The sequence below is a fragment of the Variovorax sp. OK605 genome (genome assembly GCF_900115445.1).
Lineage (GTDB): Bacteria > Pseudomonadota > Gammaproteobacteria > Burkholderiales > Burkholderiaceae_C > Variovorax.
The window spans coordinates 434050-456607 of the sequence record NZ_FOWL01000003.1; the positions used below are offsets into that span (position 1 = coordinate 434050).

The 22558-nt window shown below is 68.3% G+C and carries 20 protein-coding genes; 2 read left to right on the plus strand and 18 right to left on the minus strand.

Annotation, left to right across the window (positions count from 1 at the left end; genetic code table 11):
- Positions 1–6: 6 nt before the first annotated feature.
- The 11 genes from mraY to dksA form a co-directional block, all read right to left on the minus strand.
- The gene (mraY, locus tag BM013_RS10205; protein ID WP_093126125.1) at positions 7–1185 is read right to left on the minus strand and encodes a phospho-N-acetylmuramoyl-pentapeptide-transferase; all 1179 of its coding nucleotides are present in this window, start codon (positions 1183–1185) and stop codon (positions 7–9) included.
- A 15-nt stretch (positions 1186–1200) separates the two neighbouring features.
- Positions 1201–2628 carry a UDP-N-acetylmuramoyl-tripeptide--D-alanyl-D-alanine ligase gene (gene murF, locus BM013_RS10210; RefSeq protein ID WP_093126127.1) on the minus strand — a complete coding sequence of 476 codons (1428 nt, stop codon included), beginning with the start codon at positions 2626–2628 and terminating at the stop codon, positions 1201–1203.
- Complete coding sequence (locus tag BM013_RS10215) at positions 2625–4193, minus strand: UDP-N-acetylmuramoyl-L-alanyl-D-glutamate--2,6-diaminopimelate ligase (protein WP_093126130.1); 1569 nt, start codon at positions 4191–4193, stop codon at positions 2625–2627. Before BM013_RS10215 ends, murF begins: the two co-directional genes overlap by 4 nt.
- A gap of 2 nt (positions 4194–4195) precedes the next feature.
- Positions 4196–5950: a peptidoglycan D,D-transpeptidase FtsI family protein gene (locus BM013_RS10220; RefSeq protein ID WP_093126132.1), complete on the minus strand. Its 1755-nt coding sequence runs from the start codon at positions 5948–5950 to the stop codon at positions 4196–4198.
- Positions 5947–6324: a cell division protein FtsL gene (ftsL, locus tag BM013_RS10225; protein WP_093126135.1), complete on the minus strand. Its 378-nt coding sequence runs from the start codon at positions 6322–6324 to the stop codon at positions 5947–5949. The genes BM013_RS10220 and ftsL overlap by 4 nt, the downstream gene beginning before the upstream one ends.
- A 1-nt stretch (position 6325) precedes the next feature.
- Entirely contained in the window at positions 6326–7249 is a 924-nt protein-coding gene (gene rsmH, locus BM013_RS10230; RefSeq protein WP_093126138.1) for a 16S rRNA (cytosine(1402)-N(4))-methyltransferase RsmH, read from the minus strand.
- An 8-nt stretch (positions 7250–7257) separates the two neighbouring features.
- On the minus strand, positions 7258–7686 hold the full coding sequence (mraZ, locus tag BM013_RS10235; RefSeq protein WP_013539433.1) for a division/cell wall cluster transcriptional repressor MraZ: 429 nt from the start codon (positions 7684–7686) through the stop codon (positions 7258–7260).
- Between the two features lie 271 nt (positions 7687–7957).
- Complete coding sequence (gene hslU, locus BM013_RS10240) at positions 7958–9295, minus strand: ATP-dependent protease ATPase subunit HslU (RefSeq protein ID WP_093126140.1); 1338 nt, start codon at positions 9293–9295, stop codon at positions 7958–7960.
- Between the two features lie 2 nt (positions 9296–9297).
- The gene (gene hslV, locus BM013_RS10245) at positions 9298–9843 is read right to left on the minus strand and encodes an ATP-dependent protease subunit HslV (RefSeq protein ID WP_093126143.1); all 546 of its coding nucleotides are present in this window, start codon (positions 9841–9843) and stop codon (positions 9298–9300) included.
- Between the two features lie 127 nt (positions 9844–9970).
- On the minus strand, positions 9971–11689 hold the full coding sequence (locus BM013_RS10250) for an STAS domain-containing protein (protein WP_093126146.1): 1719 nt from the start codon (positions 11687–11689) through the stop codon (positions 9971–9973).
- Between the two features lie 45 nt (positions 11690–11734).
- Positions 11735–12358: an RNA polymerase-binding protein DksA gene (gene dksA / locus BM013_RS42195; RefSeq protein ID WP_093126148.1), complete on the minus strand. Its 624-nt coding sequence runs from the start codon at positions 12356–12358 to the stop codon at positions 11735–11737.
- Between the two features lie 762 nt (positions 12359–13120).
- On the opposite strand from dksA, the gene BM013_RS10260 reads away from it, so the two are divergent.
- Positions 13121–14635, plus strand: a complete 1515-nt coding sequence (locus tag BM013_RS10260) for a YdgA family protein (protein ID WP_256221446.1) — start codon at positions 13121–13123, stop codon at positions 14633–14635.
- Positions 14636–14710: 75 nt separating this feature from the next.
- On the opposite strand, the gene BM013_RS10265 is transcribed toward BM013_RS10260, so the two are convergent.
- The 6 genes from BM013_RS10265 to dapF form a co-directional block, all read right to left on the minus strand.
- The gene (locus BM013_RS10265; RefSeq protein ID WP_093126154.1) at positions 14711–15775 is read right to left on the minus strand and encodes a CobW family GTP-binding protein; all 1065 of its coding nucleotides are present in this window, start codon (positions 15773–15775) and stop codon (positions 14711–14713) included.
- 197 nt (positions 15776–15972) lie between these two features.
- Positions 15973–17199: a class I SAM-dependent rRNA methyltransferase gene (locus BM013_RS10270; protein WP_093126157.1), complete on the minus strand. Its 1227-nt coding sequence runs from the start codon at positions 17197–17199 to the stop codon at positions 15973–15975.
- A 10-nt stretch (positions 17200–17209) separates the two neighbouring features.
- Complete coding sequence (locus BM013_RS10275; protein WP_371279834.1) at positions 17210–18241, minus strand: tyrosine recombinase XerC; 1032 nt, start codon at positions 18239–18241, stop codon at positions 17210–17212.
- Entirely contained in the window at positions 18216–18851 is a 636-nt protein-coding gene (locus BM013_RS10280) for a YdcF family protein (protein WP_093126163.1), read from the minus strand. Before BM013_RS10280 ends, BM013_RS10275 begins: the two co-directional genes overlap by 26 nt.
- Entirely contained in the window at positions 18848–19549 is a 702-nt protein-coding gene (locus BM013_RS10285; protein ID WP_093126165.1) for a DUF484 family protein, read from the minus strand. Before BM013_RS10285 ends, BM013_RS10280 begins: the two co-directional genes overlap by 4 nt.
- A complete protein-coding gene (gene dapF, locus BM013_RS10290) occupies positions 19546–20421 on the minus strand; it encodes a diaminopimelate epimerase (RefSeq protein WP_093126167.1) in 876 nt (291 codons plus the stop codon). The genes BM013_RS10285 and dapF overlap by 4 nt, the downstream gene beginning before the upstream one ends.
- 73 nt (positions 20422–20494) lie before the next feature.
- Between dapF and BM013_RS10295 the strand changes: the two genes are divergently transcribed.
- Positions 20495–21892 (plus strand): HEAT repeat domain-containing protein, encoded by a 1398-nt coding sequence (locus BM013_RS10295; protein ID WP_093126169.1) that lies wholly within the window; start codon positions 20495–20497, stop codon positions 21890–21892.
- Here the strand turns inward: BM013_RS10295 and BM013_RS10300 are convergent.
- Complete coding sequence (locus tag BM013_RS10300; RefSeq protein ID WP_093126171.1) at positions 21889–22515, minus strand: 2-hydroxychromene-2-carboxylate isomerase; 627 nt, start codon at positions 22513–22515, stop codon at positions 21889–21891. The two genes, BM013_RS10295 and BM013_RS10300, sit on opposite strands and share 4 nt — an antisense overlap.
- Positions 22516–22558 lie beyond the last annotated feature (43 nt).

Below are 22558 nucleotides of genomic sequence, written 5' to 3' on the forward strand. Positions count from 1 at the left end.
TTCGCGTTACCGCAGCTTCAACGTCGAAAGACCCACGAGGCACAGCAGCATCGTGATGATCCAGAAGCGCACCACGACCTGCGTCTCGCGCCAGCCGCTCTTCTCGAAGTGGTGGTGCAGCGGCGCCATCTTGAGCACGCGGCGGCCTTCGCCGTAGCGCTTCTTGGTGTACTTGAAGTACATCACCTGCGCCATCACCGAGATCGCCTCGACCACGAAGATGCCGCCCATGATGAAGAACACGATCTCCTGGCGCACGATGACCGCGATGGTGCCCAGCGCGCCGCCCAGCGCCAGCGCGCCCACGTCGCCCATGAACACCTGCGCCGGGTGCGTGTTGAACCACAGGAACGCCAGGCCCGCGCCGGCCATGGCCGAGCAGAACACCAGCAGCTCGCCCGAGCCCGGGATGTTGGGGAACAGCAGGTACTTGGAGTACACCGCGCTGCCCGTGACATAGGCGAACACGCCCAGCGCCGAACCCACCATCACCACCGGCATGATCGCCAGGCCGTCCAGGCCGTCGGTGAGATTCACGGCGTTGCTCGCGCCCACGATCACCAGGTACGTGAGGATCACGAAGCCGATGCCGCCCAGCGGGTAGCTCACTTCCTTGAAGAAGGGCACCAGCAGGTTGATCTTCGGCGGAAAGTCCAGGTCGAAGCCCGACTGCACCCAGGCGAAGAACAGCTGCAGCACGCGCCAGTTGGAGCTCTCGGAAATGCTGAACAGCAGGTAGAAGCCGGCGATCAGGCCGACCACCGACTGCCAGAAATACTTCTCGCGCGAGCGCATGCCTTCCGGGTCCTTGCGCACCACCTTGCGCCAGTCGTCGACCCAGCCGATGGCGCCGAAGCCCATGGTGACCCACAGCACGATCCACACGAACCGGTTCGACATATCGAACCACAGCAGCGTGGCGAAGGCGATGGCGAACAGCACCAGCACGCCGCCCATGGTGGGCGTGCCGCTCTTGGTGAGGTGCGTTTCCATGCCGTAGCCGCGCACCGGCTGGCCGATCTTGAGCGCGGCCAGGCGGCGGATCACGAACGGGCCGGCCACCAGGCCGACCACGAGCGCGGTCAGCGCGGCCATCAGCGCGCGGAAGGTGAGGTACTGGAAGATGCGCAGGAACCCGAATTCGGGCGACAGCGTCTGCAGCCATTGGGCCAGCGTCAGCAGCATGTGTTTTCGCGCGGCTCATGCGTCATGACCGGCCTCCTTTTGTTGTTGTGCCTCGATGGCTTTCACTGCGCGTTCCATCTTCATGGAGCGCGATCCCTTGACCAGCACGCTGCCGACCTGCGGCAGGCGTGCGAGCACGGCGGCGCCGAGGGCGTCGAACGTATCGAAATGGCGGCCTTCGGCACCGGCGCCGAACGCGGTGACGGTGTGCGCCGTCGCGTTGCCCAGCGTGTAGACCGACTCGATGCCGCGCTGCCGCGCCCAGTCGCCGACTTCGGCGTGGAACTCCGGCGAACGGTTGCCCACCTCGGCCATGTCGCCGAGCACCAGCAGGCGCGGGCCCGGCAGGGCGGCGAGCACGTCGATGGCGGCAATCACGGAATCGGGGTTGGCGTTGTAGCTGTCGTCGACCAGCGTGATCGCATGGCCGCCGGCCAGCACCACCTGCCCGGCGCGCGAGCGGCCCTTGACCGGCTCGAAGGCTTCGAGGCCGGCCGCGATAGTTTCCGTCGACACGCCGGCAGCCAGCGCGCAGGCGGTGGCCGCGAGCGCGTTCACGACGTTGTGGCGGCCGGCGATGTGCAGCCGCGTGGTGAACACACCCAGCGGCGTGCGGATGCGCACGGCCCATGCGCCCTGCGCCCATTCGGCGCTCTCCAGCGAGATGTCGGCGTCTTCGGACTCGCCGAAGCTCATGCAGCGGCGCGAACCGGAGCCGCGCGCCATGTCGGTCCACAGCGAGGTGAAGGTGTCGCCGTGCGGGAACACGGCCGTGCCGTCTTCGGGCAGCACCGCGAACACGGAGGCGTTTTCCACGGCCACGGCTTCGACGCTGGCCATGAACTCCTGGTGCTCGCGCTGCGCGTTGTTCACCAGCGCGATGGTCGGGCGCGAGATGGCGGCCAGCCGCGCGATTTCGCCCGGATGGTTCATGCCCAGCTCGATCACCGCGCGGCGGTGCTCCGCGCGCAGGCGCAGCAGCGTGAGCGGCACGCCGATCTCGTTGTTGAAGTTGCCGGCCGTGGCCAGCGCGCGGTCGCTGCGCACGGCGAACAGGATGGCCGCGATCATCTGCGTGACCGTGGTCTTGCCGTTGCTGCCGGTGACGGCGATGAGCGGCAGCTCGAACTGCGCGCGCCAGCCCGCGCCGAGCGCGCCGAGCGCGGCCAGCGAGTCGCTCACCTCGAGCCCGTCGAGGCCGGCGGCTTGCAGGCCGCCATGCGCGATGGCCGCCACGGCGCCCTGCTTCTTCGCATCCGCGAGGAAGTCGTTGGCGTCGAAGCGCTCGCCCTTGAGCGCGACGAACAGGTCGCCGGCCGCGAGCGTGCGCGTGTCGGTGTGCACGCGGGCGATGACGCGCGAGGCGTCGCCCACCAGGCGCGAACCCGGAATCCATTGCTGCACCTGGGCCAGCGTGAGGTCGAGGGCCGTCGTGTCGGTCATGCCGCACCTCGCAGGGCCAACGCGTCCAGCGCGTGCGCCTTGTCGGAAAACTCGATGCGCTGGCCGGCAATTTCCTGCCAGGCCTCGTGGCCCTTGCCGGCGACGAGCACCACGTCCTGCGGCGCGGCCTGCGCGATCACGTCGGCAATGGCCATGCCGCGGTCGGGCTGCACCTGCGCCGCGTCGGGGCGCGAGAAGCCGCGCAGCACCTGGCTGATGATCGCGTCGGGCTTTTCGCTGCGCGGGTTGTCGCTGGTGACGACCACGCGGTCGGCCTGGCGTTCGGCCACGGCGGCCATCATCGGGCGCTTGATCGGGTCGCGGTCGCCGCCACAGCCGAACAGGCACCACAGCGCGCCGCCGCGCTGCCTGGCCAGCGGGCGCAGGCCGATGAGGGCCTTGTCGAGTGCGTCGGGCGTGTGGGCGTAGTCGACCACGACCAGCGGTGCGCCTTCGCCGGTGCCGGCGCGGTCCATGCGGCCCGGCACGCTCGTGAGGTTGGCGCAAGCGGCCGCGGCCTGCGCCAGCGTGAGGCCGAGCGCGCGCAGCGTGCCCAGCACGCCGAGCAGGTTGGCCACGTTGTACTGGCCGATGAGGCCGGTCGACAGCCGCTCCACCGCGGCGCTGCCGTGCTCGGCCACCGAGAACTGCAGGCCCTGCGCGTCGTAGCCGACGTCGCGCGCCATCAGGCGGGCGGGCTTGCCGTCGGCCGAGACGGTCCACACGTCGAGCGCGCCGATGCCCGCGTCGATCAGGTTCGCGCACAGGCTGGCGCCGTGGGTGTCGTCGATGTTGATCACCGCGGCGCGCAGGCCGGGCCAGCGGAACAGCTCGGCCTTGGCCTGCCAGTAGGCGTCCATGCTGCCGTGGTAGTCCAGGTGGTCCTGCGTGAAGTTGGTGAACACGGCCACCGCGATCTGCGCACCGTCGAGGCGGCGCTCGGCGATGCCGATGGACGAGGCCTCGATGGCGCAGGCGCCGAAGCCGCGCTCGACCAGCGAACGCAGTTCGCGCTGCATCATCACGGGGTCGGGCGTGGTCAGGCCGGTGTAGGTCAGCTCGGGCGGCACGCCGATGCCGAGCGTGCCCATCACCGCGCAGGGCGACGGCGCGTCGCGCTGCATGGTGCCGTCGGGCTTCATCACGCGCACGCCGCCCGCCGCGCGCAGCGTGGAGAGCGACTCGGCCAGCCACCAGGCGGTGGAGGTCTTGCCGTTGGTGCCGGTCACGGCGAGCACGTCGAGCAGCACCGAGGGGTGGTCGTAGAAGGCCGCGGCGATCGGGCCGGTGGCGGCCTTGAGGCCGGGGTAGCTCACGATGCGGGCGTCGTCGACGAGCGCGGCGTCGAAGCCGAAGGCCTCGACGCCTTCGTGCTCGACCAGGCACACCGCGGCGCCCTGCGCCAGCGCGGCGGCCACGTGCTTGCGCCCGTCGGTCGCGGCGCCGGGCCAGGCGATGAAGACATCGCCCGCGCCCACGGCGCGGCTGTCGGCGTGCAGCGCGGCCTGCGGCGCGCGCTCCTTGAGCCAGGCCGCGGCCAATGGGGGGGAAGTGAAGGTCAGCATGTTCAGAAGCTCTCGTCGACGCCCTGCGTCATCACAAGCGGTTTGACCGCCAGGTCGGGCGGTACGTTCATCATGCGCAGCGTCTGCTGCACGACTTCGCTGAACACGGGGGCTGCTGCCAGCCCGCCGAAATACTGGCCGTCGGTCGGCTCGTCGATCATCACGGCCACGATGATGCGCGGCTTTTCGATCGGTGCCATGCCGGTGAACCACGCACGGTATTTGTTACTCGCGTAACCCTTGCCAACCTGTTTGTGCGCCGTGCCCGACTTGCCGCCGACCGAATAGCCGACCGTCTGCGCGCGCGTGCCGGTGCCGCCCGGGCCGGCAGCCATCTGCAGCATCTTGCGAACGGCCAGTGCGTTCGACGGCGAGAACACGCGCACACCGACCGGCGGCTCGGTGTTCTTCAGGATGGTGACGGGAATGAGCGAACCGTCGTGCGCGAACGAGGTGTACGAATGCGCCATCTGGAACAGCGACGCAGACAGGCCGTAGCCGTAGGCCATGGTGGCCTGCTCGACCGGCTTCCAGGTCTTCCAGGGACGCAGGCGGCCGGTGACGGCGCCGGGGAACTGGATCTGCGGCTTCTGGCCGTAGCCCAGCGCGGTGTAGGTGTCCCACATCTCGTGCGGGGTCATCTTCTGGGCGATCTTGAGCGCGCCGACGTTGCTCGACTTCTGGATCACGCCCTCGACCGTCAGCGTGCCGTAGTTGTGCGTGTCGCTGATGGTGAAGCCGCCGATCTGGAAGCGGCCGGGCGCGGTGTCGATCAGCGTCGAGGGCTTCACGCGGCCGGCTTCCAGCGCCATGCCGACCGTGATGGGCTTCATGGTCGAGCCGGGCTCGAAGGTGTCGGTCACGGCGCGGTTGCGCAGCTGCTCGCCGGTGAGGTTCTGGCGCTTGTCGGGCACGTAGCTCGGGTAGTTGGCCAGCGCCAGCACTTCGCCCGTGATGCTGTCGAGCACCACCACGCTGCCGGCCTTGGCCTTGCGCGCCGTCACGGCGTCGCGCAGCTTCTGGTACGCGAAGAACTGCACCTTGCTGTCGACGCTCAACTGGATGTCCTTGCCGTCCAGCGGCGGCACGGTGTCGCCCACGCCTTCGACCACGCGGCCCAGGCGGTCCTTGATGACGCGGCGCGACCCGGCCTTGCCGGCCAGGTCCTTGTTGAACGCGAGCTCGATGCCTTCCTGGCCGCTGTCTTCCACGTTGGTGAAGCCGACCACGTGCGCGGCGGCTTCGCCTTCGGGGTACTGGCGCTTGTATTCGCGGCGCTGGTACAGGCCCTTGATGCCGAGCGCGGCAATCTGCTTGGCGATGGGCTCGTCGACCTGGCGCTTGACCCACACGAAGGTCTTGTCCTCGTCCTCGAGCTTCTTGTCGAAGTCCTTCTGCGGCATCTCGAGCAGCTTGGCCACCTGCTTGAGCTTGGCGCGCACCTCGGGGTCGTCGCGTTCGATGTCTTCGGGAATGGCCCAGATGCTGGGCGCCACCACGCTCGACGCGAGGATGAGGCCGTTGCGGTCGAGGATGCGGCCGCGGTTGGCCGGCAGCTCGAGCGTGCGCGCAAAACGCACTTCGCCCTGGCGCTGGAAGAAGCTGTTGTTCAGCACCTGCACGTACGCGGCACGGGCCGCCAGCATGACGAAGCCCAGCGCGATGCCGGCCACGATGAACTTGCTGCGCCACACCGGCGTCTTGCTCGCGAGCAAGGGGCTGGTGGTGTAGCGCACGCTGCGGTTGTCGCCGGTCATCGTGCGGACCTCGCTGCGGTGGCCGGCCTGGCAACGGGCTTGGCGGTGGGCCTGGCGCCGGACGTGACGGGCACGACCGGTGCCACCGGGGCCACGGCCGGGATCACCGAGCCGTCGGGGCGCACGTACTGCGTGATGGCCGGCGAGGTGGTGCGCATCTGCAGCTGCTCCTTGGCGAGCTTTTCCACGCGCAGCGGCGTGGCCTGGGCGCGCTTCTCGACCTGCAGGCGGTCACGGTCGAGCTCCAGCCTGCGGGCTTCCTGCTGCGCGCGGTCGAGCTCGGTGTAGAGCTGGCGCGACTGGTACTGCGTATGCACCAGGAACAATGCCGTCGCAATGACGGCGAGCATCAGCAGCAGGTTCACACGGGCCATGTCAGTCGGCCTCCGTGCGCTCGGCCACGCGAAGAATGGCGCTGCGCGAGCGGGGGTTGCCGCGCACTTCCTCTTCGGACGGCTTGATGCGCTCCAGCGCGCGCAGCTTCATCACCTTGGGCGCGGCAAACGGCGCACGGCGGTCGTAGACCTCCTTGGAGTGCTTCGCGATGAACTGCTTCACGATGCGGTCTTCCAGCGAGTGGAAGCTGATCACCGCGAGCCGGCCGCCGGGCTGCAGCACGGACAGGCTCGCTTCTAGCGCCTGTTGCAGCTCTTCAAGCTCGGCGTTGATGAAAATCCGAAAAGCCTGAAATGTGCGCGTTGCAGGGTTCTGGCCCTGCTCGCGGGTTTTGACCGTGCCAGCCACGAGCTCGGCCAGTTCGGTGGTGGTTGAAATTGGGCCCCGTTCTTGTCGGCGAGCAACAATCGCCTTTGCAATCTGAACAGCAAACCGTTCTTCGCCATAGTCACGGATCACCTCTGCAATCTGCTGAAGTTCGGCTGTCGCCAGCCACTCGGCCACGCTCTCGCCGCGCGTGGTGTCCATGCGCATGTCGAGCGGGCCGTCGAAACGAAAACTGAAACCACGCACCGGGTTGTCGATCTGGGGCGAGCTCACGCCCAGGTCCATCAGCAAGCCGGTGACGCTCGCGCCGGGCAGCTCGCCCAGCGAACGGAATCCCTGGTGCCGGATGGAAAAACGCGCATCGGAGATGCGCGCTGCTTCGGCCACTGCTTCCGCATCCTTGTCGAATGCGATCAGCCTGCCCTGCGGCCCCAGCCTGGAGAGGATTGCGCGCGCATGCCCTCCCCGCCCGAAGGTGGCGTCCACGTAGGTGCCGGAGGCTTCCGTGCTGCCTGAAAGAAGAGCTTCCACCGCTTCGTTCAGCAAGACGGTCGTATGGGTCCATGGGGTGTTCACGTGAGTCCTCAGAACGCGAAGTCCTGAAACACATCCGGCATCTCGCCCTGGGTGGCCTCAGCCTCCTTGGCCTCGTACGTGGCCTTGTCCCAGAGTTCGAAGTGGTTGCCCATGCCCAGGAGCAGGGTGTCGCGCGCAATGCCGGTGGCCGCGCGCAGTTCGGGCGACACCAGGATGCGGCCGGTGCCGTCCATCTCCACGTCCATGGCATTGCCCAGGAAGACGCGCTTCCACCACTGTGCCGACATCGGCAAGGCGGCGATGCGTTCGCGGAATTTTTCCCATTCGGGACGGGGGAACACCATCAGGCATCCGTGCGGATGCTTGGTGATCGTGAGCTGGCCGCCTGCCGTGGCGCTCAGGACGTCGCGATGCCGGGTCGGCACGGAGAGCCGCCCCTTGGCATCCAGACTGAGCGATGAAGCGCCTTGAAACACGACCACGAAACCCCTGTGTTGGGAGTGCTGCAGCACCCGAAAGAGGCACTACCCGCACTTTTTCCCACTTAACTGCACTTTTTTGCACTGTAGCAGGAAACACTTAGGAAGCAACTGGCCGTAGGTGGTATTTTTTGTAATGGAATCAACGACTTAGCGCCGATTCCAAATCCTTGGAATCGGCGAATTTCGTTGAGAATGAACTACTTAGCTCACGCAGTGAAAGTGATGCGTGAAGCATTGCCCCGTAACAGAGGCAATGGAAGCGGCTTCAGAGAATGAAGCGCGAAAGGTCTTCGTCGTGACTTAGTGCCGCAAGGCGCTCGTCGACATAGGCGGCATCGATGCGGATCGATTGCCCTTCGAGACGGGTCGCGTCGAAGCTTACCTCATCCAGCAAACGCTCCATCACGGTCGACAGACGGCGTGCGCCGATGTTCTCCGTGCGCTCGTTCACCTCGAAGGCGATGGCGGCCAGGCGATTCACGCCTTCGGGCGTGAACTCGAGCGTCACGCCTTCGGTGGCCAGCAGCGCCTGGTACTGCTTCACGAGCGACGCACGCGTCTGCGTGAGGATGCTTTCGAAGTCCGCCACCGAAAGCGACTGCAGCTCCACGCGAATCGGAAAGCGCCCCTGCAGCTCGGGGATCAGGTCGCTCGGCTTGCTCAGGTGGAACGCACCGCTCGCAATGAACAGCATGTGGTCGGTGCGCACCACGCCGTACTTGGTGGTGACCGCCGTGCCTTCCACCAGCGGCAGCAGGTCGCGCTGCACGCCCTGGCGCGACACGTCGGAGCCCTGCGCCTCGCTGCGCGTGGCGACCTTGTCGATCTCGTCGATGAAGACGATGCCGTTCTGCTCCGCGTTGGTGATGGCCTGCGCGCGGATCTCGTCCTCGTTCACCAGCTTGGCGGCTTCCTCGTCGACCAGCAGGCGCATCGCCTCGGAGATCTTGAGCTTGCGCGTCTTGCGCTTGCCGCCGCCCATCTGGCCGAACATGCCGCGCAGTTGCTCGGTCATTTCCTCCATGCCGGCCGGGCCCATGATCTCCAGCGGCGCACGCGTCTCGGCGAGGTCGAGTTCGATCTCCTTGTCGTCGAGCTGGTGCTCGCGCAGCTTCTTGCGAAAGGCCTGGCGGGTGGTGTTGTTGCCGTCGGCGGCAGGGGTGCCGGTGGCGCCGCCATCGGCCCCGCGCGCGGGCGGCAGCAGCACGTCGAGGATGCGTTCCTCGGCCGCGTCCTCGGCGCGCGCGCGCACCTTCACGCTCTCCGATTCGCGCGTCTGCTTGACGGCGATCTCGGCGAGGTCGCGAATGATCGAATCGACGTCCTTGCCCACGTAGCCCACCTCGGTGAACTTGGTGGCCTCGACCTTGATGAAGGGCGCATCGGCCAGGCGCGCGAGGCGGCGGGCGATCTCGGTCTTGCCCACGCCCGTGGGGCCGATCATGAGGATGTTCTTGGGCGTGATCTCGTGGCGCAGCTTGTCGTCGACCTGCTGGCGGCGCCAGCGGTTGCGCAGCGCAATGGCCACGGCGCGCTTGGCGGCGGGCTGCCCGACGATGTGGTTGTCGAGCTCGGAGACGATTTCCTGGGGGGTCATGGACATGGTCAGAGCGCTTCCACCGTGTGGTTCATGTTCGTGTAAATGCAGATTTCTCCGGCGATCCCCAGCGATTTGCGCACGATCTGCTCGGCCGAGAGCTCGGTGTTCTCGATCAGCGCCTTGGCCGCCGACTGGGCATACGCGCCGCCCGAACCGATGGCGATCACGCCGTCTTCGGGTTCCAGCACGTCGCCGTTGCCGGTGATGATGAGCGAGGTGGTCGCGTCGGCCACGGCCAGCATGGCCTCGAGCTTGCGCAGCACGCGGTCGGTGCGCCAGTCTTTCGTGAGCTCGACGGCCGCGCGGGTCAGGTGACCCTGGTGCTTTTCGAGCTTGGCCTCGAAGCGCTCGAAGAGCGTGAAGGCGTCGGCCGTGGCGCCGGCAAAGCCGGCGAGCACCTTGCCGTGATACAGGCGGCGCACTTTGCGCGCGGTGCCCTTGATGACGATATTGCCGAGAGTGACCTGCCCGTCCCCGCCAATGGCGACCTGATCGCCTTGGGGGGTCTTGCGGCGCACGCTCACGATGGTGGTGCCGTGAAACTGTTCCATCGCAGCCATCTGGGGGTGCGGGGATGCAATGCAACCCCCTTGTTACGACCCGAATCCTTTCCGGGACCACCGCGCAACCGGCCGAACCGGGCCGCTGGTGCGGCCTCCGAAGAGGCCCCGTGAAGGGTCAGTTCTTCCTGACCGTCACCGTGGCGTGATCGGCGATGCCGACCAGGTTGAACAGGGCGGCAATGAGCCTGTGCGCATCGACGAACTGCACCCGCTCGCCATTGGCGTCCCGCGCGCGCACCCAGCTCAGCAGCGTGCCGGCGGCGGCCAGGTCCATGCGCAGCAGCGCCGCGCACGAAATGACCGGCGCGGTGGTGTGCCGCAGGTCGTTGTCCAGCCGCTGCCACGACGACAGCGACTCGCCCCGCAAATCGCCCGCCAGCGCGGCAAAGCCGGTGTCGTGCGACGGGAAGCTCTCCGAATCGCCGCCGACCGACAGCAGCGACCACACCGAGCTGGAGCGGCTCACCGGCGGCGCGGCCAGCGCGGTGCATTCGCCGCGCGGGTCCTGCCACGACGGCGGGGACACCTCGTAGGTGATGCAGTAGTTCAGCGCCACCAGCTCGAAGTCGTCGGGCAGGTGCATCAGCCGCAGCGCGGCCAGGTGCAGCTGCCACCACACGTCGTCGGTGCCGCGCTCGTTGTTGGGCGCCGCCTCCGACAGCACGGCCAGCAGCTGCGCCGAACCCATGAAGCGCAGCTGCACGGGCGAATCGGACCAGTGGTTGAACAGCACGCGCAGCGGCGCGGCAGCCTCGGCCTCCACCGCGGTCAGTGCGCGCCAGTCGAGCGTCCAGACCGATCCGGCCTTCGACAGCGCGCGCGTAAGTTCCATCAAGCCCTCGCGCGCCAGGCGCGGCGGGCAGGCCCAGTCGGCATGGGCGCCACCGTCGGAAGCCGCACCGGCCTCCTCGCTCGCGGTGACGGCCTTGACGCTGCGCGCCAGCTCCTCGAGCGAAACCCAGTCGGGCCCCATGCGCCGCATGCGCTGGGCGAAGCGCATGCGGGCCGACGCGAACTTCGCGGCGTCGCCCGTGGCGCGGTACAGGTCGAACAGGGCGCGCCAGCGGCCGTCGTCGCGCTCGGCGGCGGGGCCGTTGTCGGTGTCGTCGGGCGAGGCGCTCTCGGAGGCCAGCGCCTGCAGCAGAACCGCTTCGGCGCCGGTGTCGTCGCCGTGCGCAAAGCGGATCACGGCTTCTTCGAGCGCGCTGTCGTGCGCCAGGCGCGAGGACATCAGCGGCGCACCGCTGGCCGGCACGGAAGGCTGGTCGAAAGCGTCGGCGGCGTCAGCCACTTCGGCATGCGCGGGCGACACGGCTGCCGCGGGCGCGGCGGGCGACATGGGCGCCGCCACGGCGGGCGCACGCTGCGCCGACTCCTCGGCCAGGTCGTCGGTGTGCACGGGCGGCAGCGTCTCGGCGCCGGCGTCGGGCGGCGGGCTGACCAGGGTTTCGCCGTTCGGCCCCCTGCCCTTCCACCACTGCTGCGACATCTGCTCTTCGATCTCGTCGATCTTCTTGAGCGTGAGCGCGCGGCCCTCGTGTTTTCCGGAGGCGCTGTTGGGATTGAACGAAGACGGCGTTGCCGTCGCCTCGAAGGCGTGGGCGGCGGCTTCGCGCTGGCGCAGCTTGCGCAGCATGTCGAACTCGCGCCGGCGCACGAAATCGTTGCGCTGGCGCCGCTCGATCATTTCCTTCAGCATCTCGCGGCTGTAGGTCTGATCGGGCAGCGAGGAGTCCGATGCGGAAGGCGCATCCAGCTCCGACCAATCCTTCAGGGGATTGCGGACAAACTTGGCCACCTTGGAGAGCAGGCGGCCCGATTCTTCCTTGGCCATGCGGTGAAGACTATCGAACGAAAAGTGTCCTGGGCTTGCGTTCGATCAATCCCCGAACATCTTCTGCTTGAGTTCACGGCGCTGTTGCGCCTCGAGCGACAGCGTGGCGGTCGGGCGGGCCAGCAGGCGGCCCACGCCGATCGGCTCGCCGGTCTCGTCGCAGTAGCCGTAGTCGCCGGCGTCGATGCGCTGGATCGACTGCTCGATCTTCTTCAGCAGCTTGCGTTCGCGGTCGCGCGTGCGCAGCTCCAGGGCGTGCTCTTCCTCGATGGTGGCGCGGTCGGCCGGGTCAGGCACCACCACGGTGTCTTCGCGCAGGTGCTCGGTGGTCTCGCCGGCGTTCTCGAGGATGCCGCGCTTGAGTTCTTCGAGCTTCAGGCGGAAGAACGCCATCTGCTTGTCGTTCATGTACTCGTCATCGGGCATGGCGATGACTTCGGCGTCGCTCAGCTCGGCGGGCGTCTTGGTCTTCCAGTTGTTGGCCAGCTTGGGGTCTTTCTTGACGGCCAGCGGCGGCGGCGGCACCAGCGCGTTGGAAGGCGCCTGCGAGAAACTGGACTTGGCCGCGGTCGAGGCCACGGATTGCGGCATCGAGGGAACGGTCAGTTGCGACAGCCGGGACACGCGGCCACCACGCGCGGGAGCGGGCGTGGCGGTTTGAGCGGGCATCGAGGGTGTCGCCGGGGCGGAAGTGGAGGCGGCAGCCGTTTTTTTCATGGGACTCGAGGGGACGGAAGGAACGGCAGCAGGGCGGCCGACGGGTTTGGATGACGATGGACCCGCGCCTGCGGTCTTGGTCGCAGCAGTTGCAGGCTTGGCGGACTTCTTTGTCGCAGCGGTCTCGGCCTTGGCCGTGGGTGCTGCGGGCTTTTTGGATGCGCTTTTCTCCTTCGCGTCGGAGTCATGTGCCGCGGAAGAAACCTTCCTTGCCGCAGGTACAGCCTGCTTCGCAGCCGGCGCCTTCTTGGCGGCGGGCTTGGTGGCTGGCGTGGCCTTTGCGGCGGGTGTCTTCACGGTGACTGGCTCCTTTGACGAACTGGAACGCGCTTTCACTGGGTGTCTCCTCCCATCGAGACCTCGGCAGCCTTCAGGCCGCACGGGGTCTCCGTTGTCGGGGTGCCCGCCAGTGACGAACCCCGGGGTTATACCCCCGAAAGCCCGCCAGAAACGTGCGGCGCCCCGTGCCGAAAGTCACATCTTGTCCATGCGGACCGGACATGGCTGGCGGAACAGGCGCGCGATTGTATAGAGAACTCGCCAGCGCGGGCGATGTCTCTGCATGCCGGCCGACCCGACGGGTAATTTGCCCGGCAACTCCGTTAGCATCGCCCGGCGTTGTCGGAGGAGGCAACGCGGGCCCGGCGCCTGGCTGTGTTTGTCCATACGGCGGCGGGGGCCTATCCGATCATTCGACATAAAAGAGAGAAAGCCTTGAGCAAGAAAGCAGTTTTGGGAGTCCTGGCCGCGGCCATCGCGGTGGCCTACGGCGGCAGCACCTGGTGGGCCGGGTCGCAGGTCAAGTCGCGCTACGACACCGCGCTCGACGAGTTGCCGAAGCAGACCGCGCTGGTGCGCGTGACCGAGCGTCAATACGAACGCGGCTTCCTCGGTGCCGTCAGCACCGTGACGCTGGAAATCGGCTGCGCCACCGACGCCACCGCCACCGCGCAAACCCCGGCCAAACCGGCGAAACCCGAGGGCACCGAGGAAGAAGAGTCGGACGAAGACGAGGCGCAAGCCGACGCCACCCCGCCCAAGCCGCTGCGCATCACCTTCCGCGACACCATCCGCCACGGCCCGCTGGCCGGCGGCTCGCTGGCGGCGGCCACCATCGACAGCGAACTGGTGCTCGACGACAAGACGCAGGCCCAGGTGAAGAAGCTGTTCGGCGACGCCAAGCCCCTCACCGCCCACACCAAGGTCGGCTTCGACGGCGGCTTCACTACCGACATGACGGTGGCGCCCGCCCAGTTTTCCGAGGCCAGCAAGGGCAAGTTCGCCTGGCAAGGCGCGCAGGTGCACATGGCCGTGAACGCGGCGCGCACGCAGGTGCGCTACGACCTCGCCATGCCCGGCATGGACTTCAGCGACGCGCGCACCGGCACGACCATGAAGATGGGCAAGCTCACCGCGAAGTCCGACATGGACAGCAGCGCCGGCTGGTTCCTGGCCACGGGCAAGACCGAGGGCAAGCTCGACACGCTGGAGCTGGTCGTGAAGAAGACCGGCGGCCCGCTGGGCGCCGAAGCCGTTCCGGCCGACACGCCGCCCAAGGTGGTGGCCACGGTGATGCTGCAGGGCCTGGACCTGCTCGGCGAGGCCAGCATCAAGGACGGCCTGTACACCTCCAGCGGCACCGTCAAGGGCGCCGGCAAGATCGGCGAGACCAGGATCGACAAGTTCGAGCTGACCAGCAGCGCCCGCCACATTCACGCCGCGACCTACAAGAAGGTGGCCGATGCGTGGATGCAGTCGAGCGCGGCCAACGGCTGCGGCAAGGGCGGCAGCAAGGCCGCGCAAGCCGCCATGAAGGCGATGGCCGACCAGTTGGCCCCCGACCTGAAGGCCATGGCCAAGTACAGCCCCGAAGGCGGCGTCGACAGGATGCTGGTCGAGATCGACGGCAAGCGCGGCGAGGTCAGCTACATGGCCGGCATGGCCGGTGTGACCGATGAAGACCTGCAGCTGCCCGGCACCGCCTTGCTGATGAAGCGCGGCGTGCTCAAGGCGAATGCGCGCCTGCCGATGAAGTGGCTCGAGAAGATGGCCGAGACCGGCGCCCAGACCGGCCAGACGCCCCCGCCCGAAATGGTGGCCGGCCTGGTCGAGCAGAGCGAGGAAAAGGGCTACGTGAAGCGCGACGGCGACGACGTGACCGGCCAGGTCGAGTACAGCGACGGCAGCCTGAAGATCAACGGCAAGCCGTTGGGCGCCCTGGGCAACTGAGCCGCGGCCTCCCCATGAAAAAAGGCGCTGACCGCGAGGCCAGCGCCTTTTTTCCTTCTGCGCGGGCGCTTCAGCTCAGACCAGGCACTGCTCCAGCCCCTGCTCCAGGATCTCGCGCGGCAGCTCGATGCCGATGAACACCATGCGGCTCTGGCGCGCCTCGTCCTTGCCCCATTCCGGGCCCAGGTCGCTGCCCATCAGCTGGTGCACGCCCTGGAAGATCACCTTGCGCTCGGTGCCCTTCATGCTCAGCACGCCCTTGTAGCGCAGCATGCGCGGGCCGTAGATGTTCACGATCGCGCCCAGGAAGTCTTCCAGCTTGGCGGGGTCGAACGGGCGGTCGGCCTTGTAGACGAAGCTCTTGACGTCGTCGTCCGTGTGGTGGTGATGGCCGTGGCCTTCGTGCTTGTGCGAGGGGTGGTCGCAGGCCTCGCCGGGCGCGTGGTCATGGCCCGCATGGTCATGCCCATGGTCGTGGTCGTCTTCCTTCAGGAAGTCGGGGTCGATGTCCAGCTTGGCGTTCAGGTTGAAGCCGCGCAGGTCGAAGATGTCCTTCAGCGGCACGTCGCCGAAGTGCGCCTTCTGCTGCGGCGCGCGCGGATTCATGTGCTTCAGGCGGTGAATCAGCGCCTCGGTCTCCTCGGCCGACACCAGCTCGCTCTTGCTGATGAAGATCTGGTCGGCAAAGCCCACCTGGCGGCGCGCTTCCTGGCGGTCGTTGAGCTGCTGCGGCGCGTGCTTGGCGTCCACCAGCGTCAGGATCGAGTCGAGCAGGTAGCTCTCTGCGATCTCGTCGTCCATGAAGAAGGTCTGCGCCACGGGGCCGGGGTCGGCCAGGCCGGTGGTCTCGATCACCACGCGGTCGAAGTCCAGCAGGCCCTGGCGCTTCTTGGCGGCCAGCATCTGCAGCGCTTCGCGCAGGTCTTCGCGGATGGTGCAGCACACGCAGCCGTTGCTCATCTGAACGATCTGCTCTTTCGACTCGGTCACCAGGATGTCGCTGTCGATGTTCTCTTCACCGAACTCGTTCTCGATGACCGCGATCTTCTGGCCGTGGGCTTCGGTCAGGATGCGTTTGAGCAAGGTCGTCTTGCCCGAGCCGAGGAAGCCGGTGAGGATGGTCGCGGGAATGAGGGCCATGGGGGAGTTGCTCCGGAAGCGGAAAACGGGGAAATGGGGACGAAAGAAAGGCGCGGGAAGGCTGAAAAGACCTGCCGGGCAGTTTAGCCAATGCCACTGAGTTGCGTTGGCGGCAGGGTCAAGGGCCCTTCGAGCCCCTCTCGAACGCCCTTTTGAGCCCCCTGCAAAAGGCCGCTCAAGCCGCCGTCAATACCGCGTCAAAGCGGTTTGCGCACCACCACCAGCCCCTTGAGGTACTCGCCCTCGGGAAACTCGATGGTCATCGGGTGGTCGGGCGCCGCGCCCAGGCGCTCGGCAATGTAGCCGTCGACGCCCGCGTCCAGCCCGGCCGAGGCCACGATCTTGTGGAACAGGTCGGCGCTGATGCCGCCCGAGCACGAGAAGGTCAGCAGCACGCCGCCCGGCTCCAGGATCTTCAGCGCCAGCCGGTTGATGTCCTTGTAGGCCCGCGCGGCGCGCTCGGCATGCGCCACCGTGGGCGCGAACTTGGGCGGGTCGAGCACGATCGCGTCGAAGGTGCGGCCCTGGTCGACGAACTCGCGCAGCATCGTGTTGACGTTGGCGTCCAGGAACTCCGCCTTGATGCCCTGCCCCTCGAAACCGTTGAGCGCCAGGTTCGCGCGCGCGCGCTCCAGCGCGGGCAGCGACGAATCGACCGACACCAGCTCCGCGCCGTCGAGCGCGCCGGCCGCCTTCAGCCCGGCCAGCGCCGCCACGGTGAAGCCGCCCGTGTAGCAGAAGCAGTTCAGCACGCGCCTGAAGCGCCGGTGCTGCGCCAGCTCGGCAAAGCGCTGGCGGCTGTCGCGCTGGTCGAGGTAGAAGCCGGTCTTGTGGCCGGTGGCGATGTCCAGCGACAGCGTCCAGCCGTGCTCGCGAATGGCGATTTCCGTCGGCCCTTCGCCGCGCAGCCAGCCCGTCACGGGCTTCAGGCCCTCGCGCTCGCGCCCGCTGGCGTCGGAACGCTCGTAGAGCCTGGTGAGACCGGTGGCCGCGAGCAGCGCGTCGGCCAGCGCGTCTTTCCAGCGCTCCACGCCGGCGGAAAGAAACTGCGCCACCAGCACGCCTTCAGGACCGCTGCCGTAGCGGTCGACGATCAGCCCCGGCAGGCCGTCGGCCTCGCCGTGGATCAGCCGCACGCCGTCGCTCTGCAGGTCGAACAGCCCGCGCGCGTTCACGGCGCGCGCGCACACCGAGGCCAGAAAGGCCGCGTCGATGCGCTGCGTTTCCACGAAGCTCCAGGCCCGCGCGCGGATCTTGGAGACCGGGCTGAACGCGGCCCAGGCGAGGAAGGCGCCGTCGTGGGATTCCACGCGCACCGTCTCGCCCGAGTCGGCGCCGCCGCGTGCAATGGCGGATTCGAAGACCCAGGGGTGGCGGCGCTGCATCGAGCGCTCTTTGCCGGGTTTGAGGCGAAGGGTTTTCATTGGGATTGGCTTACTTGTCGTTCTCGGGCTTGGCCTTGGCGCGCGGGTGAGCCGCGTCGTAGGCCTTGGCCAGGTGCTGGAAATCCAGCCGCGTATAGACCTGCGTGGTCGTGATGCTCGCGTGGCCCAGCAGCTCCTGCACCGCGCGCAGGTCGCTGCTCGATTGCAGCACGTGGCTGGCGAATGAGTGGCGCAGCATGTGCGGGTGCACCGGCGCGGCCAGCCCGGCCTTCAGGCTGCGCTCGCGCAGCAGCTTCCACACCGCCTGAGACGACATGCGCGTGCCCTTGCTGCCGATGAAGAGCGCGGCCGCGGCCTGCGGGTCGCGCATCTGCGCCACGGTGATCGAAGCGCAGTCGCCGCGCACCGCCAGCCAGTCGCGCACCGCCTCGGCGGCCTTGCTGCCCAGCGGCACGATGCGGCGCTTGCCGCCCTTGCCGAGCACGTTGGCGTCGAGCGCCTCCAGGTCGATCCAGCCGCGCGCCGTGCCGCTGGGCTGCGCGTCGAGCCCCGTGAGCTCGCTCACGCGCAGGCCGCAGCCGTACAGCACCTCGACGATGGCGCCGTCGCGCGCCTCGGTCCAGGGGTCGGCCTCGGGGTCGTACAGCTCGGCCAGGCGCACCGCGTCGTCCACGCCCAGCGCCTTGGGCAACGGCCGGCCGGCCTTGGGGGCGTGCACGTCCTGCACCGGGTTGAAGCCGATCAGGCCCTCATGGCCCAGCCAGCGGTAGAAGCTGCGCCAGCACGACAGCACCAGCGCAATGCCGCGCGGCTCGCGGCCCGAGGCATGCAGCTGCGCCATCCAGCGGCGCACGTGGGCGGTCTGCACGCGGTCGAGCGACAGCTTTGCCTCGGCCACGTTGTCGGTCAGCGATTTCAGGTGGAAGGCGTAGAGCTCGAGCGTGCGGGCCGCGAGCCGGCGCTCCACGCGCACGTGCTCGAGGTATTTTTCGATCCAGCCGGAGGCGTCGGGTGCTGCCGGGAAGGGCTGGGCCGCCGGCAACGGCAACGGCGATTCAGAAGAGGAGGCCACGGAAGGCATTGTTCACGATGGCTGCCGGCTCGCGCAATGCACCCTTCGACAAAGGCCCCAGCGCATTCCAGCACGACGTGGGCGCCGCCGCGTACTGCACGTCGAAGCTCCGGTCGAAGCCGCTCATCTTCACCAGCCGCTCGATGCGCCACAGGTGAAACGGCTCCGACACGATCACCACGCTGCGCACGCCGGCCGCCAGCAGCATCGGGCGCGACAGCGACAGGTTGAGCCGCGTCGAGGTCGAGGCCGGCTCCAGCAGCATCGGCCCGGCAAAGCCCGCCGTCACGGCGCGCTCCTTCATGGCCGTGGCCTCGGTGCGGCCGTCTTCGGAATCGACACCGCCCGAAAAGGCGAGTTGCCGCACCAGCCCGGTCTTTGCCAGTGCCACCGCGGTATCGACCCGCCCCGCCAGGCAGGGGTGCGGCTTGCCGTCGAGGTAGGCGCGGCTGCCGAGCACCAATGCCGCGTCGGCCTGGCGCTGCGGCGGGTGCGCGAGCAGCCCCTGGGCATGCCACCAGATGAAGGCACCGATGGCCACGTAGGCCAGCACACCGGCCAGCAACCCGCCGGCCAGCACGACCTGCCAGGGCCGCCGCAACCAGCGCGGGCGTTTCAAGGACGCAGCCGCGAAAGTCCGCCCGAGGCCAGCTCGGCAATGCGCTCGAGAAAGTCGGTGCCCATCTCGGCGTTGAAGCGCTGCGCGTCGGGCGACGCCAGCACCAGCATGCCGAAGGCCGGCGACTCGGCGTCGGCGCGCAGCGGAATCAACGCGATCGACATCGCCGCCTGCGGCTCGGGCAGCCAGTTGGCCGCCTCGAAGCCCGCGTTGAGCCCGCAGTACGGCGAGGTCAGCGAGGTGGCCAGCGCCTTCACGTCGTCGCTCACCCACTGGGCATAGGCCTCGTTCAGGTATTCGCTGCTGCAGTCCCACACCTTGATGGCCGTCTGCGGCACCAGGAACAGCGACTGCAGGTCGACCGCAATGCGGTACGGCAGGCTGCGCGGGTCGCGCGTGGTCAAGAGGCCGCTGGTCCAGCGCTGCAGGCGGTCGGCAATGACCACGTTCTCGGTGCCGTGGCGCACCATGTCCATCAGGCGATGCTCCAGCGCCTTGATCTTCTCGCGCAGCATCTCGGCCTGGCGCTCCTGCAGGCTCACGGCGCGGTTGCCGTGCGGGCTGGTGAGCTGCACCTGCGCCAGCAACTGGGCATGGCGCTCGAAGAAGTCGGGCGTGTTCGCCAGGTAGTTGGCGATGTCGTCTTCGGTGATCGGGTTCATGGCGTTGGCGTCGTTGTTGTTCGTGAAAGTGGTCATGGCAGCTCGGGTACCTCGATGTCGCCCTCGAACACCGTCGTGGCCGGCCCCGTCATCAGCACCGGCTGGCCTTCTCCCTGCCACTCGATCGTGAGCGCGCCGCCGTGCGTCTGCACATCGACCCGCCGCTCCAGCAGCCCGAGCCGGATGCCCGCCACCACCGCCGCGCACGCGCCCGTGCCGCAGGCCAGCGTTTCGCCGGCGCCGCGCTCGAACACCCGCAGCTTGATGTGTGAGCGGTCCACCACCTGCATGAAGCCCGCGTTCACCCGCTGCGGAAAACGCGGGTGATGCTCGATCTGCGGGCCCTGCTCGGCCACCGGGGCGGTGTCGACGTTGTCGACCACCTGCACCGCGTGCGGGTTGCCCATGGACAGAACCGCTACGGAAACGATAGCGCTGCCCGCACGCGTACCCAGCGCAAGGTGCCACTTTTCCCACGAACCGTCGGGCTGCGCGTCGAGCCCGGCAGGGTCGAAGGGCACGCGTTCGGGTTCGAAGACGGGGGCGCCCATGTCCACGGTGACGCGGCCGTCGGCGCCCATGCGCGGCGCAATCACGCCGGCCAGCGTCTGCACGCGCACCTCGGTCTTCTCGGTCAGCTTGTGTTCGCTGACGAAGCGCATGAAGCAGCGCGCGCCGTTGCCGCACTGCTCCACCTCGCCGCCGTCGGCGTTGTGAATGACGTATTGAAAGTCGATGCCCTCGGCCGGCGAAGGCCGCACCGTGAGGATCTGATCGGCGCCGACGCCGAAATGGCGGTCGGCCAGAAAGCGGTACTGCGCGGCGCTGAGGCCCAGCGTGCCGCGTGTTTCGTCCAGCACGACGAAATCGTTGCCGGCTCCCTGCATCTTGGTAAAGCGGATTCGCATCCCCGGGATTATCGCCACCGGCACCGCCCTTTACGATCGCAGGCCCAAACGAAACCCCAAGGGAGAGGCCTGCATGAGTCACTGGAAAGCGCTGGAACCGCTGATCGTCGAGGACGCGCTGCGTGCGCTGCGCGAGTTGCTGGCCGACAACCCCGACGACCAGTTCTACGTGGCCGCCTTCCACGGCGTGTACCGCGAGCGCGACGGCACCATCAGCCTGCCCTCGCTGGGCGCCAACACCGTGGCCGCGCGCGAAGACGAAGAAGAAGCCTCTGGCGACTTCTGGGACGCCGACTGGAACCCCGCCGACTGGGACCACGAACTCGTCGACTTCGAGAGCGACGCGCTCAACCAAGCCGCCGGCGCGGCCGACAAGGCCGCCCGCCAGGCCTCGCGCGCCGGCTGGCTGCAGGCCGAGAAAGACTGCTTCGACATGCTGGTGAGCGCCTCGCAGAAGGTGCGCGAGGCGCTCGGCGACTCGCCCCACGCATCCCAGCTCACGCCCGATTTCGTCGTCTTCGTGCACGACGAGGAATATGCGACCGACCTGGCCCGGCGCTGCATCGGCGACAAGGCCTTCTTCCGCCTCTTTCCGGACGAGAAAAAGAAAGACCGCGAACGCCAGCGCGTGGCCGCCTTGCCCGAGGCCGAACGCATCGACTTTCTGGTAGGCCGCCTGCACCGCAACGACGGCGCCATCGGCTCCGAGGAAGCCACCGAACAGCTCTGCGCCATCGGCGCGCCCGCGGTGCCGGCGCTGCTCGCGCGCATGGACCACGGCAGGAGCAGGAGCAAGCACGGCTGGGACGGCGCGATGCTGCTCGGGCGCATCGGCGTGGCCACCCCCGAGGTGCTGGACGCGCTGAAGACCCAAATGGCCACGTCGCGCGACGAGCCCGGCCGTGCCTGGGCCGCGCGGGCGCTGGCCTACCTGGGGCAAAGCGACTGGCTGCTGGCGCAACTGGAACAGGCCGGCGGCGGTGAAACCGATGCGGCCAGGATGGCCATCGAAGGCCTGTGCGCGCCCTACTCGTCGTTCCGCGACCCCACGCCGCTGCCGCTGGACTACCGGACGCTCGAGGCGCTGCTTGAAGGCCCGCCGGCCACGGTCAAACTGGTGCTCGACATCCTGCGCCCCGGCAGCGGCTACTGCGAACTGCGCGCGGGTGAGGTCGACGAAGCCCTGCGCGGCCTGGCCTCGCCCCACGCCTTCGTGCGCCGGCATGCGGCCAGCCTCTGCTGGGAGCGCGGGCTGGGCGATGCCATCGGCCAGCGCCTGCTGCCCGTGCTGGCCGAGCGCCTAGCGAAAGACGACAACGCCGACGTGCGCTGGCAAGCCGCCCGCAGCATCGGCTACTGGAAGGCCGCCGGCCAGCCGTGGCATGCGGCGGTGGAGCACGCGGCGCTTCACGACACCGACGAGCGCGTGCGAACCGCCGCGCAGTCGGTGCTCCAGGGCGACGACTACTAGGCTGAGCGCAGCTTGTCCAGCGCCCGGTCCAGGAACGCCAGCCGGTCCTGCCCCCAGAAGCGCTCGCCGTTCAGGATGAAGGTGGGCGCGCCGAACACGCCCGCTTCCACCGCCTCGGCGCTGTAGACCCGGTAGGCCGCCAGCGTCTCGGCCGACTGCTCCAGCGCCTGCAGCGAGGCGCCGTCGTAGCCGTTCTCGATGGCCACGGCAATGCGCACGTCGGCCTGCGAGGTGTCGCGCTCTTCCGCCCACAGCGCGCGCAGCAGCGCATGCGAGAGCGGCTGCGCGTCGAGCCCCTTCAGCTGCGCGGCAATCACCATCCAGCCGGGGTACTTGTTCCAGTTCGGATCGCCCGGCGCACCCTTGGGGTAGTGCGCGGGCGCCAGGTTCATCGGCATGCCGAGGTACTCGCTCCAGCGTGCCAGTTCCAGCGCGTGGTACGTGCGGCGCGGCTCGGGCCGGGTCTTCAGCGGAATGCCGCCGGTCTGCGGCACCACCGCCTGGAAGTCGTAGGGCTTGAGCGTGAGCCGCACGTGGTGGCGGCGCACGATGTCCTGCAGTTGCGGGCCGCCGAGGTAGGCCCAGGGCGAGGAGAGGCTGTAGTAGCAATCGAGGGCAATCATGCGCGGATTATCTGCAGTGCCCGAACATCCGCGATGTCAGCCA